The organism is Nocardioides sp., assembly GCF_036401255.1.
GTDB lineage: Bacteria > Actinomycetota > Actinomycetes > Propionibacteriales > Nocardioidaceae > Nocardioides.
On record NZ_DASWVI010000099.1, the window covers coordinates 1 to 13,152 of the forward strand.

Below are 13,152 nucleotides of genomic sequence, written 5' to 3' on the forward strand. Positions count from 1 at the left end.
GCCACTGGCGGCGTGCGCGGGCCCGGTCGCGGACCGCGTCGGCGCCGGCGCCGGTGTGGAAGGCTGACCCCCGTGCTCCTCCGCCACCGCGCGTCGACCGCGCTGCTCGCCGCCGTCCTCACCGCGCTCCCGGTCGCCGCGACCGGGTGCAGCGGCGACTCCGACGGCGGCTCCGCGGCCGACCCCGAGGAGGCACTCGCCACCGCCAAGCAGCACCTCGACGACACCAGCGGCGTCACGATCGCGCTGACCACCGACGACCTCCCCGCCGGCGTCACCGGGGTCGAGAAGGCCGAGGGCGTGCTCACCGACGCGCCTGCCTTCGACGGCAAGATCACCGTGCCGCTCGCGGGCCAGGCCATCGAGGTGCCGGTCATCGCGGTCGACGGCAAGGTCTACGCCGAGGTGCCGTTCACCTCCGGGTGGCAGGACATCGACCCCGCGGAGTACGGCGCACCGGACCCCGCTCAGCTGATGAGCGCCGACAACGGGTTCTCCACGGTGCTCTCCGCGACGACCGACCTCGAGAAGGGCAAGAGCGTGCGCGGCGGCGAGGACAACAGCGAGGTGCTCACCGAGTACACCGGCACCGTCCCCGGCGACGTCGTGGCCAACGTCATCCCCTCCGCCTCCGGCGACTTCGACGCCACCTACACGATCACCGACGACGGCGACCTGCGCAGCGCGGAGCTCACCGGGGTGTTCTACGAGGACTCCGACCCGATGACCTACACGGTGACGTTCGAGGCCTACGGCACCGAGAAGGACATCACCGCGCCGTGACGGTGCGGTGACCGGGGCTGCGATGAGGTCGTCGCGTCTGCTGCTGTCCCTCGCCGCGGTGGCCGTGGCGTTCGCCGCGGCCGACACCTACGTCGTCGTGCTCGCCCTGCCCGACATGATGGGCAGCGTCGGCGTCCCCGTCGACCAGCTCCAGCGCGCGGCCCCGATCATCTCCGGCTTCCTGCTGGGGTACGTCGCGATGCTGCCGCTGATCGGCCGGGTCGCCGACCTGCGCGGCCGGGTGCCGGTGCTGGTGGCCGCGCTCGCCCTGTTCGCACTCGGCTCGCTGGTCACCGCGCTCGCCTACGACATGCCGTCGATGGTGTCCGGCCGGTTCCTCCAGGGAGTCGGCGGCGGCGGGCTGGTGCCCGCCACCCTGGCGCTGGTCGCCGACCTCTACCCCGCCGAGCGGCGCGGGGTGCCGCTCGGGGTGGTCTCGGCCGTCCAGGAGCTCGGCAGCGTGCTCGGGCCGCTGTTCGGCGCGCTCGTCCTCGCCGTGGCCGACTGGCGGGCGATCTTCGCCATCAACCTGGCCGTGGGCCTGGTCCTGGCCGCGGTGATCCGGAGCCTCACGGAGGTCGAGGTGCGAGCGCAGCGAGCCTCGAGACCCCGTGCCTTCGACTGGATCGGGCTGCTGCTGGCCGTCGTGGCCCTCGCCGCCGGGGCCCTGGTCTTCGTGCAGCCCAGCCAGCTGATGCGCGACCTGACCTGGGGCCAGCTGTTCATCCCGGTCACGGGCTCGGGGCGCTGGCTGACCCCGCTGGGCCTGACCGCGATCGGCGCGCTGGTGCTGCTCGGCGTCCGGTGCGCGACGGCGCGCCGGCCGCTGCTGGACCTGCGGGGGTGGCTGCGCACGCTGCGCGAGGCCGACCTGCTCGGCGCGGCGTTCCTCGCGCTGGCGCTCGCCGGCGTGATCCTCGCCTTCGCCACCGCCGACCCCAAGGTCCAGGTCTTCTCCGACCAGGGCGCGTGGTACCTCCTCGGCTCCGCGCTCGCGACCGCCGCGTTCGTCGTCCACCTGCGGCGCGCCCCGGCGCCCCTCGTGCCGGCCGGCGCGCTCCGGCGTACCCCCGCGTGGGGTGCGATGCTGGTGAGCTTCTTCGTCGGCGCGGCCCTCATCGCCGCGCTCATCGACATCCCGCTCTTCGCGCGCACCACCGTCTACTCCGACTCCCAGCTGATGGCCGCCCTGGTGCTGGTCCGGTTCCTCGTCGCCCTGCCGGTGGGCGCCGTCGTGGGCGGCTACCTCACGCGTACGACGAGCGCCGGGCTGGTCACCGCGGTCGGGATGGCGTGCGCGGCGGGTGGCTTCGTGTGGATGGCGACCTGGGACCTGGGGAGCCTCGACCACGCGGCGGCGACGCTGCCGCTGGTGCTCGGCGGGTTCGGGTTCGGGCTCGCACTCGCGCCGGTCAACGCCGCGGTGCTCGCGAGCACCGACGACGACGTGCACGGCCTGGCGAGCGCGTTCGTCGTGGTCGCGCGGATGGTCGGGATGCTGGTCGGGATCTCCGCCCTGACCACGATCGGGCTGCGCCGCTACTACGCCGAGCAGGCCGACCTGCCGCTGGCACGCGAGGTCTGCGACGGCCGCAGCCGCTGCTCGGAGTTCACCGACCTGCTCAAGACCGCCGGCATCGCCCAGGAGCACACCGTGTTCACCGGCGCCGCGGTGTGTGCCGTGATCGCCGGCGTGGCCGCCCTGGTGCTGTTCCGACACGCCGCGACGCGTGCGATCTCGACCGGTGACCTCCTGCGGTCCGCCGGTTGACCGGTTCGCTAGCCTCCGGAACGTGACCACCTCGGACTTCGACGACCTCCTGGCCGCCAACCGCGACTTCGCCGCCCACTTCGAGCTCGCCGGCTTCGACGGCGTCGCCCGCGCGGGCGTCGCGATCGTGACCTGCATGGACTCGCGGATCGACCCGCTCGGCATGGTCGGCCTCGCGCCCGGCGACGCCAAGATCTTCCGCAACCCCGGCGGTCGCGTCACCGACCAGGCCCTGGAGGCGCTGGTCCTCGGTGTGCACCTGCTCAACGTCCAGCGAATCCTGGTGATCCCCCACACGCGGTGCGCGATGGCGTCCGCGACCCTCGAGGAGGTCCGTGAGCGGGTCGGCGCCTCGGCCGGTCAGGACGTCTCGTGGCAGACGTTCAACATGGTGCCCGACCAGCGGGCCGCGCTCGCCGACGACGTCCACAAGGTCGTCTCGCACCCGCTGATCCCCGACCGGGTCAAGGTCGGCGGGTTCGTCTACGACGTCGACACGGGGCTGCTCAACCCGGTGGTCTGACGATCTCGGTCTCCTCGAGGCCGGTGCCGTCGGCGTGGTGCTCGGCCACCACCCGGGCGGTGCCCGACTCGTCGACCGTCACGAACGCGACGGCGCGGTGCCGCACGCCCGTGGACTCCACGAGGTGACGCACGTACTCCAGCGGGTCGACGTCGCCGCGACCCATCACCCAGTCCGGCGGCGTGACCCACGAGCCCGGCGCGATGTGCACGAAGCCGCCGCGCGGCAGGTCGACCACCGCGAACGGTGCGGGGTCGACGCCCGCGGCCGCGAGTGTCCGCGCGGTGCTGAGCGCGACGTTCGAGAGCACGGCCAGGTCGGCTCGCGTGTCGAGGGCCCGCACCCGCAGCGCGTCGGCCGTCCACCACTGCTCGGAGACGGCCACCGCGACCAGCGCCCGCTCGGCGACCGACCACACCTCGACCGGCTCCCGGGTGTCCACCTCGACCACCGGCCACGGGCCCTCCAGCGGCGCCCGCGTCGCGGGGCTCCAGAGCTCCTCGGGTGGGCGCTCGACGTCGCGGCCGCGCTCGGCGTACCGCTCCTCGAGCACCTCGCGGGGACAGCGGCAGAACACCTCGACCACCGGCCCGGGCAGGGCGGCGAGGTCCTCGATCGCGCGCCGACGATCGACCCAGACGCTGTCGAGCACGCCGCGGCCGTTCTCGCGCGCCGTGGCCAGCATCGCCCGGACCGCGGCTCGGCCCAGCCGCCGCGACTCCTCGACGTCGTCGGCGCCGAGCGCTCCGACCAGACCCGCCTTGATGGTGTCCTTGGCCAGCAGCGGCAGCCCCAGCGCGCCCGCGAGGGCGGTCGCCAGCGTCGACTTGCCGGACGCCGGGGGCCCGGTGACCACGATGTACACGTCGGCGGCTGCGGGGTCTGCGCTCAGGGCCACGCGGGCCACCCTAGATCAGCCGGCGCGGACGACCTGGAGCGCCTCGCGGGCGATCTGCCACTCCTCGTTGGTGGGCACGACCAGCACCGCTACCTCGCTGTCGGCGGCGGAGATCGAGAACGCGCCCTCCCCCTGGGCTCGGTTGGCCGCCGCGTCGATCCGGATGCCGAGCCGCTCCAGCCCGGACAGCGCCTCGGCACGTACGTCGGGGGCGTGCTCGCCGACCCCGCCGGTGAACGTGATCGCGTCGACCCTGCCGAGCACGGCGTAGTAGGCGCCGACGTACTTGCGCAGCCGGTAGCAGTAGACGTCCATCGCCAGCCGGGCCCGCGGGTCGCCCTCCTCGAGGCGGCGCTCGAGCGCGCGCATGTCGCTCTCGCCGAGCAGGCCCCGGACGCCGGAGTCGCGGTTGAGGCGCTCGTCGATCTCCTCCAGCGACCAGCCCAGCTGCCGGTGCAGATGGGCGTGCAGCGCGGGGTCGACGTCACCGGACCGGGTCCCCATGACGAGCCCCTCCAACGGCGTGAGCCCCATCGAGGTGTCGACGGAGCGACCACCGGCGACCGCGGTCGCCGAGGCACCGTTGCCGAGGTGCAGCACGATCGTGTTCACCGACTCCACGGGGCGCCCGAGCAGGCGGGCGGTCTCGCCCGCGACGAACTCGTGCGAGGTGCCGTGGAAGCCGTAGCGCCGGATCCGGTGCTGCTCGCGCCACTCGAGCGGGACGGCGTAGGTGTAGGCCCGCTCGGGCAGGGTCTGGTGGAACGCGGTGTCGAAGACCGCGACGTGCGGGACCGTGTCGAAGATCCGGCGCGCCACCTCGAGGCCCTCGAGGTTCGCGGGGTTGTGCAGCGGCGCCAGCGGCACGAGGTCGCCGACCGCGGCGAGCACCGCGTCGTCGACGAGCACCGGCTCGGAGAACCGGGCCCCGCCGTGCACGACCCGGTGACCGACGGCGGCGATCTCCGCGTCGGCGAGCGCGGGCCCGTGCTCCTCGAACGCGCCGAGGGCGGCCTGGAGGGCGGCCTCGTGCGAGGGCAGCGGCAGCTCGGTGCGGTGCTTGTGCCCGTCGGGACCCGTGTGGCTGAGGATGCCGGTCGCGCCGGAGGAGTCGGCGATCCGCTCGGCCAGCCCCACGGCATGGGTCTGGCCGGTGTCGCCGTCCACGAGGCTGTACTTGAGCGAGGAGGACCCCGCGTTGATCACCAGGACGAGCGCGCTCACGCGGTGGTCTCCTTCAGCTGCTGGGCCTGGATGGCGGTGATCGCCACCGTGTTGACGATGTCGCGCACGGTGGCGCCACGGGACAGGTCGTTGACCGGCTTGCGCAGGCCCTGGAGGACCGGTCCGATCGCCACCGCTCCGGCGGAGCGCTGGACGGCCTTGTAGGTGTTGTTGCCGGTGTTGAGGTCGGGGAACACGAACACCGTGGCCCGGCCGGCGACCGGGGAGTCGGGCAGCTTCGTGCGCGCGACCGAGGCGTCGATGGCGGCGTCGTACTGGATCGGGCCCTCGACGAGCAGCTCCGGCGCCCGTTCGCGCACCAGCGTCGTCGCGGCCGAGACCTTCTCGACGTCGCTGCCCGCGCCCGAGGAGCCGGTCGAGTACGACAGCATCGCCACCCGGGGCTCGATGCCGAACGCCGCCGCGGTGGCCGCGGAAGAGATCGCGATGTCGGCGAGCTGCTCGGCCGTGGGGTCGGGGTTGACCGCGCAGTCGCCGTAGACGAGCACCTGGTTCTCCAGGCACATGAAGAACACCGACGACACGACCGAGACCCCCGGGACGGTCCGGACGACCTCGAGCGCCGGCCGGATCGTGTGGGCGGTGGTGTGCACCGCACCCGAGACCATGCCGTCGGCGAGGCCCAGCTCGACCATCATCGTGCCGAAGTAGGACTCGTCGCGCACCCGCGCGAGTGCGGCGTCCCGCTCGAGGCCGCGGTGCTTGCGCCGCTGGTAGTACTCCTCGGCGAACCGGTCGGCCAGGTCGGAGGTGCGCGGGTCGAGCAGGGTCGCCGCCGAGACGTCCACGCCGATGCCGGCGGCCTGCGCGCTGATCCGGATGGGGTCGCCGAGCAGGGTGAGGTCGGCCACCCCGCGGCGCAGCAGCAGGTCCGCGGCCTGCAGCACGCGCTCCTCCTCGCCCTCCGGCAGCACGATGTGCTGACGGCGGCTGGTGGCGTCGTCGACCAGCTGGTGCTCGAACATCAGCGGGGTGACGGCGGTGGTCCGCGAGACGTCGAGCCGGTCGAGCAGCGCGACGCCGTCGACGTGCTGGGCGAACAGGCCGAGTGCCGCGGCGATCTTGCGCGGCGAGCTCGTCGTGAGCCGGCCCCGCACCGAGGTCAGCGCCGCCGAGGTCTCCTGGGTGAGCAGGTCGGTCGCCACGATCGGCAGCGTCGCGCCGGTTCCCTCCAGCAGCCGGGCGACCTGGGCGGGCAGCTCGATGCCGCCGTTGAGCACGATCCCGGCGACCTGCGGGAAGTTGGCCGACACGTGGGCCATCAGGACCCCGAGGACCACCTCCGGCCGGTCGCCGGCGGTGACGACGACCGCGCCGTCGAAGAGCCGGTCGAGCACGTTGGGCATCGTCATGCCGGCGACGACCAGCCCGAGCACCTCGCGGTCGAGCAGCGCCGGGTCGCCGGAGACCAGCGTCCCGTCGACGGCCGGCATCAGGTCGGCGACCGAGGGCGCGGAGAGCAGCGGGTCGTAGGGCAGCGCGTACGCCGGCACCGCGTCGGTCGCGAGCGCGTCCACGACCTCGGCCGGGTCCGCGTGGGTCACCCGGTTGACCGCGATCGCGAACAGCGTGGCGTGGTTGGCCGCGATCGCCTGGGTGGTGATCTCCGCCAGCGTCACCAGCTCGGCCGGCGTCCGGTCCTTGCCGTTGAGCACCAGCAGCACCGGCGAGCTCAGGTTGGCCGCGATCCGGGCGTTGTAGGACAGCTCGGTCGGAGTCGCGACGTCGGTGTAGTCCGACCCGATCACCACGACCGCGTCGCACCGCTCCGCGACCCGGTGGTAGCGCTCCACGATCGTGTCGAGCGCCGCGACGGGGTCGGCGTGCACGTCGTCGTACGTGACGCCGGTGCACTCGTCGTAGTCGAGCGTGACCGCCTCGTGGGCGATCAGCAGGTCGAGGACGTAGTCGCGCTCACCCCGGGCGGTCGCCTGGTCGTTGCGGACGATCGGCCGGAAGACACCGACCCGCTCGACCCGCCGCGAGAGCGCGTCCAGCACGCCCAGCGCCACGGCCGACTTGCCGGTGGAACCCTCGACGGACGCGACGTAGACGCTCGTGCACACGGGTCGACCCTATGCCGCACGAGCAGGCCGCCGAGGGGCCGCCCGGGCCAGATCGGAGGACCAAAGTCCACAATTCAACCAACGGCTGAGGGCCGGGTCACACCTGGCCGGCCAGGACGTAGCCGAGGGCCGCGGCGGCCGTGCCGGCGAGCAGGCTGGCGACGACGTTGACCACGGCGTAGAGCCGGGCGCCGTCCTCGACGAGCCGGAACGTCTCATAGCCGAACGTGCTGTACGTCGTCAGCGCCCCGCACAGACCCGTGCCGAGACCGAGCAGGACCGGGTCGGGGACGTCGTGCCCGGTCGTCAGGCCGACCAGCACGCCGAGCACCAGCGAGCCGACGACGTTGACCAGCATCGTGCCCCAGGGCACCAGGCTGTCGTGGCGGGCCTGCACGGCGCGGTCGACCAGGTAGCGGCCCGGCGCCCCGACCGCCGCGCCGAGGCACACCCAGACGACCCCGGTCACGCGGGGGCGTCCCGGTAGCGGTGCACGACCACGCTCACCTCGTCGAGCGTGACCAGGCCCTCGCCGACGACCTCCTCCACCTCGGGCAGGAACGCCTCGACCCGCTCGGCGCTGTCGATCACCACGATCGCGACCGGCAGGTCGTCGGAGAGCGACAGCAGCCGACTGGTGTGGACGACCGGGCTGGAGGACCCGAACCCCTCGATCCCGCGGAACACGCTCGCCCCCGCGAGCCCGGCGCGGTGCGCCCGGTGCACGATCTCGGTGTAGAGCGGCTTGTGGTGCCAGGTGTCTGACTCCCCGACATAGATCGTCATCCGGGTCGCCCGGCCGCCCAGGCTGCCGCGTGCCGTCGCCTCACCCGTCATCGCTGTGTCTCCCCTCTCCTCGTCCTGCGCGAGCGCCGGCGCACCCGCGCGGCGGCTCGGACACCCGTGCGGGCCGCGGCCACCCCGGCCACGACCGCGACCAGCGCGGCCGCCAGCGTCCCCGCCCAGTAGCCCAGCGCGATCGCCGGGCGTCCGGCGTCGAGCAGCGACACCGTGTCGACCGCGTACGTCGAGAACGTCGTGAACCCGCCGAGCACGCCGACCCCGGCGAACGGGCGCAGCAGCGGGTGCGCCCCGCCCACCTCGACGACGAACACCATCAGCGCGCCGATCAGCAGGCAGCCGAGCGCGTTGACCCCCAGCGTCGTCCACGGGAAGGCGTGCTCGGGCGTCGGCCAGACCCGCCCGGCGGCGTACCGCGCCGACGCGCCCACGACGCCGCCGAGCGCGATCGCCGGCAGCACGAACCGGTGCCGGCTCCACTCCCGCCGCTGCCCGGCCACGTGGAGGTCCACGTCCGGGTCGGTCTGGGGCGCGGACATCCGGCCTCCTGCGGTGGGCTGTGGCTGCTCGGAGGTGCCGTCAGGCGTCGATCGCCTCGACGTCGACCTCGTAGGCGCCCTGGACGATGAACTCCTTGCGCGGCGCGACCTCCGAGCCCATGAGCAGCTCGAAGACCTGCGCCGCCTCCTCGGCGTTGTCGATGGTGATCCGGCGCAGCGTGCGGTGCCGGGGGTCCATCGTGGTCTCGGCCAGCTGGTCGGCATCCATCTCGCCGAGGCCCTTGTAGCGCTGCACCGGCTCCTTCCAGCGCACGCCCTTCTTCTTCAGCTCGGCGAGCTTGCGCTGCAGCTCGTCGTCGGAGTACGTGTAGACGTACTTCTCCATCCCCTTCTTGGGGTTGGAGATCTCGACGCGGTGCAGGGGCGGCACGGCGGTGTAGACCCGGCCCTCCTGGATCAGGTCGGGCATGTACTTGTAGAACAGCGTCGCGAGCAGGCAGCGGATGTGCGCACCGTCGGAGTCGGCGTCGGCCATGAAGATGATCCGGCCGTAGCGACGGGCCTCGAGGTCGAACGTCCGGCCCGACCCGGCGCCGACGACCTGGATGATCGAGGCGCACTCGGCGTTCTTGAGCATGTCCCCGACCGAGGCCTTCTGGACGTTGAGGATCTTGCCGCGGATCGGCAGCAGCGCCTGGAACTCGGAGTTGCGGGCCAGCTTGGCGGTGCCGAGCGCGGAGTCACCCTCGACGATGAACAGCTCGGTGCGGTCGTTGTCGGCCGCCCGGCAGTCGGCGAGCTTGGAGGGCAGCGCCGAGGACTCGAGCGCGTTCTTGCGGCGCTGGGTCTCCTTGTGCTGGCGCGCGGCGATGCGGGTCTTGGCGGCGCCGGCGACCTTCTCCATGACGAGCTTGGCCTGCGCCTTGTCGCCGCGCTTGGTCGAGGTGAGGAACTTCTTCAGCTCGCTGGAGACGACGCGGCGTACGACGGTCCGGGCGGCGGGCGTGCCGAGGATCTCCTTGGTCTGCCCCTCGAACTGGGGCTCGGCCAGCCGCACGGTGACGACCGCGGTCATGCCCTCGAGCACGTCGTCCTTGATCACGTCGTCGTCGTTGACCTTGAGCACCTTCGCGGACTTCATCACGTCGTTGAACGTGCGGGTCACCGCCTGCTCGAAGCCGCTGACGTGGGTGCCGCCCTTGGGCGTGGCGATCACGTTGACGAACGACCGGAGCACGGTGTCGTAGCCGGTGCCCCACCGCAGGGCGACGTCGACGTGCAGCTCGCGCTCGACCTCCTGCGGGGTCATCTGCCCGCTCTCGTCGAGCAGGGGCACGGTCTCGGTGAACGTGTCGGTGCCCTGGAGCCGCAGGATGCCGGTGACCGGCTCGTCGGGCGCCAGGAAGTCCGCGAACTCCGCGATGCCGCCGTCGTGGCGGAACTTCTCCTCGACCGGGTCGGGGCCGCGCAGGTCGCGGATCACCAGCTCCAGGCCGGGCACGATGAACGAGGTCTGCCGGGCCCGGGCGATCAGGTCGTCGTAGACGAACTGGGCGTCCTTGGTGAAGATCTGCCGGTCCGGCCAGAACACGATGCGGGTGCCGGAGCGGCCCTTCGCGACCCGGGCGCCCTTGCGGGTCAGGCCCGACCGCGCCTCGAAGCCGGCGTCCGGGCCCTCCCCGGCGAACACGCCCGGGACGCCGCGCCGGAACGAGATGCCCTGGCGCGCCGGCGAGCGGTCCACGTCGATGTCCATCCGGGTCGCGAGCGCGTTGACCACCGAGAGGCCCACGCCGTGCAGGCCGCCGGTGGCGACGTAGGAGCCGCCGCCGAACTTGCCGCCGGCGTGCAGCTTGGTCGCCACCACCTCGACGCCCGGGAGCCCCGTCTTGGGCTCCTTGTCGGTCGGGATGCCCCGGCCGTCGTCGTAGACCTCCGCCGACCCGTCGGGGTGCAGCGTGACCTCGACGTGGCTCGCGTGGCCGCCGAGGGCCTCGTCCACACCGTTGTCGATGATCTCCCAGAGGCAGTGCATCAGCCCGCGGGTGTCGGTCGACCCGATGTACATCCCGGGACGCTTGCGGACCGCCTCCAGGCCCTCGAGGACGAGGAGGTGCGCGGCGTTGTACGTGTTGTCGATCGTGGGGCTCCTGGTCGTGCCGGCCGTTTCGCGGGGTGGCCGGCCATCCGTGCGGTCTGGTGCTCCGAATCTACCTGCGACACGCCGGTGGCCGATGAAGGCACGCCTGCGGAGCCCGCGGATACCGTGGTCGAGGATTCGTCACGATGTGGAAACGATCGGCGCCCGCGGTCCCCGTTCCGCAACCTCGGGCGCCACTGGTTCGTCAGACTGTTCAGAGATCGAGGTTTGTTTTCCCTCACACCGATGCCTCTCAAGGCATGGAAATCGGCCGAAGAGGGAAGTGACAACATGATTGGATGAGGTGTCGGACACCACGGCCGGCCGGGAATCTTGGGGCCCGCCGCTACGTTGTGCCAGACACCGACGCAGAAGAAGAAATGAGGCCGATGTGACCACTGCAGGTGCCCCCAGCACCGCAGCGCTGAGCGCCGCGGACCGTTGCGACCGTTGCGGAGCCCAGGCCTACCTTCGCGTGGAGCTCCAGTCGGGCGGTGAGCTGCTCTTCTGCGCCCACCACGCTCGCGAGCACGGTGCCAAGCTCAAGGAGATCGCCGCCAACGTCGTCGACGAGACCCACAAGCTCTCCGGCACCCCCGCCATCGCCCCCGACGGCGAGCGCTGAGCGAGCGCCCGCCACCGCAAGATCTCCGCAAGACCTCCAGCGCGGCCCCGGACCTCCAGTCCGGGGCCGCGGTGCGTCCGCACGCCGAGCGCCGGCGTCCCGGCCGGCTGTGACAGGGTGCTGCCATGTCCCTGACCGAGGTCCTCGTCTCGCTCGCGATCGCCGTGGGCCTGGTCGGGATCATCGTGCCGATCCTGCCCGGATCCGTCCTGGTCATCGGTGCGATCACGGTGTGGGCCTGGTCGGTCGACGAGGCGGCCGCATGGTGGGTCCTGGTGGTCGCCGCAGCGCTGATCGGCGCCGGCACGGTCGTGAAGTACCTGGTCCCGGGACGCCGGCTCAGCCAGGCCGGGATCCCGGCCTCCACCCAGTGGTTCGGGGTGCTGCTCGGCGTGGTCGGCTTCTTCGTCGTGCCCGTGATCGGCCTCGTCATCGGCTTCGTGCTCGGCGTCTACCTCGCCGAGGCCCGCCGCGTCGGCCCTGACGAGGCGTGGCCCTCGACGATCCACTCGCTGCGGGCCGCCGGGCTCAGCATCCTGATCGAGCTCGTGGCGGCCCTCGCCGCGACGGTCGCCTGGGTCGTCGGGGTGAGCATCACCTGATGCCGATCCTGCTCTCGCTGCTCGCGGCGGTGGCGTACGGCCTCAGCGACTTCAACGGCGGCGTGTTCTCCCGGCGTGGCGGCGCGTGGGCGGTGTCCCTGACCGCGCAGGGCGGCGGCGCCGCGCTGGTGGTGCTGCTCGCGCTCGCCACTGGCGGCTCCCCCACCGGCGCCGACTATGCCTGGAGCCTCCTCGCCGGCCTCGGCAACGGCTTCGGTACGGCGTTCCTGTACCGCGGCCTCTCCTCGGGCCGCATGGGGGTCGTCGCCCCCGTCTCCGCCGTGGGCTCCGTGCTGGTCCCGGTGGCGGTCGGGGTGGGCGCCGGCGAGCGTCCGGGTCCGCTCGTATGGACCGGCATCCTGCTCGCGCTGCCCGCCATCTGGCTGGTGTCGCGCGAGCCGGAGGCCATCTCCCCGGCCCCACCCGCCGGGTCCGGCCTGGTCGACGGCATCCTCGCCGGCGTCGGGTTCGGCACGCTGTTCGCCGCCCTCGCCCAGATCCCCGAGGAGGCCGGGTTCCTGCCGCTGGCGCTCAACCAGGTCGTCGCGGGCGTGGTCATCGTCGTCGTCGCGATCGCCCTCGGCCGGCCGTGGGTGCCCCGCAACCGGTACGCCCTCGGCGGCCTGATCAGCGGCGCCCTCGGCGCCGTGGCCACCGGCGCCTTCCTGGTCGCCACCCAGGGCGGCTATCTCACCGTCACCTCGGTGATCAGCTCGCTCTACCCGGCCGTCACGGTGCTGCTCGCGGCCACCGTGCTGCGCGAGCACGTCCACCGCGCGCAGGGCGTCGGACTGGCGCTCTGCGGGCTCGCGGTCGCCCTGGTCGCGGCCGGGTGAGCCGCGGCCCGGGTCGGCGTGGGTCGGCGTGGGTCGGTCCGGGTCGGTCCCGGTCAGTCCAGGTAGTCCCGCACTAGGGACGCATGAACGCTGTAGTTGCGAGCGTTGCAAACCTGCAGGTCAGGAGTAGTGTGGGCCGCAATACCTTGGACTGAAAACAGCAGCCCCGGCCGGTGCGCGAACACCGGCCGGAGCCTCGACACCGCCTACACAGGAGGCAGCATCGTGAGCACAGCATCCCCCACCACCGCGCCCAGCACATGCCCCGGCTGGTGCATTGACAGGTCGGGCCACGGCATCAACGACGAGCACGACGACGGCACCGGGGACCGCCTGCACCGCGGCCCGCGGTTCGGCCCGCT

The 13,152-nt window shown here is 72.8% G+C and carries 13 protein-coding genes; 6 read left to right on the top strand and 7 right to left on the bottom strand.

Translation table 11 applies throughout. From position 1 onward, the window contains the following. Nucleotides 1-72: 72 nt before the first annotated feature. The 3 genes from VGD85_RS04535 to VGD85_RS04545 are packed head-to-tail and all read left to right on the top strand — an operon-like array spanning nt 73 to nt 3,077. Nucleotides 73-783, top strand: a complete 711-nt coding sequence (locus tag VGD85_RS04535) for an LppX_LprAFG lipoprotein (protein WP_331062251.1) — start codon at nt 73-75, stop codon at nt 781-783. A 22-nt stretch (nt 784-805) separates the two neighbouring features. Then, nucleotides 806-2,554 carry an MFS transporter gene (locus VGD85_RS04540; RefSeq protein ID WP_331062252.1) on the top strand — a complete coding sequence of 583 codons (1,749 nt, stop codon included), beginning with the start codon at nt 806-808 and terminating at the stop codon, nt 2,552-2,554. 22 nt (nt 2,555-2,576) lie between these two features. Continuing rightward, the gene (locus VGD85_RS04545) at nt 2,577-3,077 is read left to right on the top strand and encodes a carbonic anhydrase (RefSeq protein WP_331062253.1); all 501 of its coding nucleotides are present in this window, start codon (nt 2,577-2,579) and stop codon (nt 3,075-3,077) included. Here VGD85_RS04545 and VGD85_RS04550 read toward each other — a convergent pair. The 7 genes from VGD85_RS04550 to VGD85_RS04580 all read right to left on the bottom strand — a co-directional run bounded on the left by VGD85_RS04550 (nt 3,061) and on the right by VGD85_RS04580 (nt 10,823). Beyond that, nucleotides 3,061-3,975 (bottom strand): AAA family ATPase, encoded by a 915-nt coding sequence (locus tag VGD85_RS04550; protein WP_331062254.1) that lies wholly within the window; start codon nt 3,973-3,975, stop codon nt 3,061-3,063. The genes VGD85_RS04545 and VGD85_RS04550 overlap by 17 nt on opposite strands. 15 nt (nt 3,976-3,990) lie before the next feature. Next, nucleotides 3,991-5,199, bottom strand: a complete 1,209-nt coding sequence (locus VGD85_RS04555) for an acetate kinase (RefSeq protein WP_331062255.1) — start codon at nt 5,197-5,199, stop codon at nt 3,991-3,993. Then, nucleotides 5,196-7,286, bottom strand: coding sequence for a phosphate acetyltransferase (gene pta / locus VGD85_RS04560; RefSeq protein WP_331062256.1), 2,091 nt, complete (start codon nt 7,284-7,286; stop codon nt 5,196-5,198). Before pta ends, VGD85_RS04555 begins: the two co-directional genes overlap by 4 nt. A 97-nt stretch (nt 7,287-7,383) precedes the next feature. Continuing rightward, nucleotides 7,384-7,755: a fluoride efflux transporter CrcB gene (crcB, locus tag VGD85_RS04565; protein ID WP_331062257.1), complete on the bottom strand. Its 372-nt coding sequence runs from the start codon at nt 7,753-7,755 to the stop codon at nt 7,384-7,386. Further along, nucleotides 7,752-8,123 (bottom strand): DUF190 domain-containing protein, encoded by a 372-nt coding sequence (locus VGD85_RS04570; RefSeq protein ID WP_331062258.1) that lies wholly within the window; start codon nt 8,121-8,123, stop codon nt 7,752-7,754. Before VGD85_RS04570 ends, crcB (VGD85_RS04565) begins: the two co-directional genes overlap by 4 nt. Further along, nucleotides 8,120-8,626 (bottom strand): fluoride efflux transporter CrcB, encoded by a 507-nt coding sequence (gene crcB / locus VGD85_RS04575; protein WP_331062259.1) that lies wholly within the window; start codon nt 8,624-8,626, stop codon nt 8,120-8,122. The genes VGD85_RS04570 and crcB (VGD85_RS04575) overlap by 4 nt, the downstream gene beginning before the upstream one ends. A gap of 40 nt (nt 8,627-8,666) precedes the next feature. Then, on the bottom strand, nt 8,667-10,823 hold the full coding sequence (locus VGD85_RS04580) for a DNA gyrase/topoisomerase IV subunit B (protein WP_414690759.1): 2,157 nt from the start codon (nt 10,821-10,823) through the stop codon (nt 8,667-8,669). Nucleotides 10,824-11,118: 295 nt separating this feature from the next. On the opposite strand from VGD85_RS04580, the gene VGD85_RS04585 reads away from it, so the two are divergent. The 3 genes from VGD85_RS04585 (at nt 11,119) to VGD85_RS04595 (ending at nt 12,790) form a co-directional block, all read left to right on the top strand. Beyond that, entirely contained in the window at nt 11,119-11,352 is a 234-nt protein-coding gene (locus VGD85_RS04585) for a DUF7455 domain-containing protein (RefSeq protein WP_331062260.1), read from the top strand. 125 nt (nt 11,353-11,477) lie between these two features. Beyond that, the gene (locus tag VGD85_RS04590; protein WP_331062261.1) at nt 11,478-11,954 is read left to right on the top strand and encodes a DUF456 domain-containing protein; all 477 of its coding nucleotides are present in this window, start codon (nt 11,478-11,480) and stop codon (nt 11,952-11,954) included. Then, nucleotides 11,954-12,790 (top strand): DMT family transporter, encoded by an 837-nt coding sequence (locus VGD85_RS04595; RefSeq protein WP_331062262.1) that lies wholly within the window; start codon nt 11,954-11,956, stop codon nt 12,788-12,790. Before VGD85_RS04590 ends, VGD85_RS04595 begins: the two co-directional genes overlap by 1 nt. The last annotated feature ends 362 nt before the right edge of the window (nt 12,791-13,152 follow it).

What these genes read in the sequence shown, in the direction of transcription:
- VGD85_RS04540 (WP_331062252.1), top strand. Translation starts at nt 806, where the DNA reads ATGAGGTCGTCGCGTCTGCTGCTGTCCCTCGCCGCGGTGGCCGTGGCG.
- VGD85_RS04570 (WP_331062258.1), bottom strand. Translation starts at nt 8,123, where the DNA reads ATGACGGGTGAGGCGACGGCACGCGGCAGCCTGGGCGGCCGGGCGACC.
- crcB (WP_331062259.1), bottom strand. Translation starts at nt 8,626, where the DNA reads ATGTCCGCGCCCCAGACCGACCCGGACGTGGACCTCCACGTGGCCGGG.
- VGD85_RS04590 (WP_331062261.1), top strand. Translation starts at nt 11,478, where the DNA reads ATGTCCCTGACCGAGGTCCTCGTCTCGCTCGCGATCGCCGTGGGCCTG.
- VGD85_RS04595 (WP_331062262.1), top strand. Translation starts at nt 11,954, where the DNA reads ATGCCGATCCTGCTCTCGCTGCTCGCGGCGGTGGCGTACGGCCTCAGC.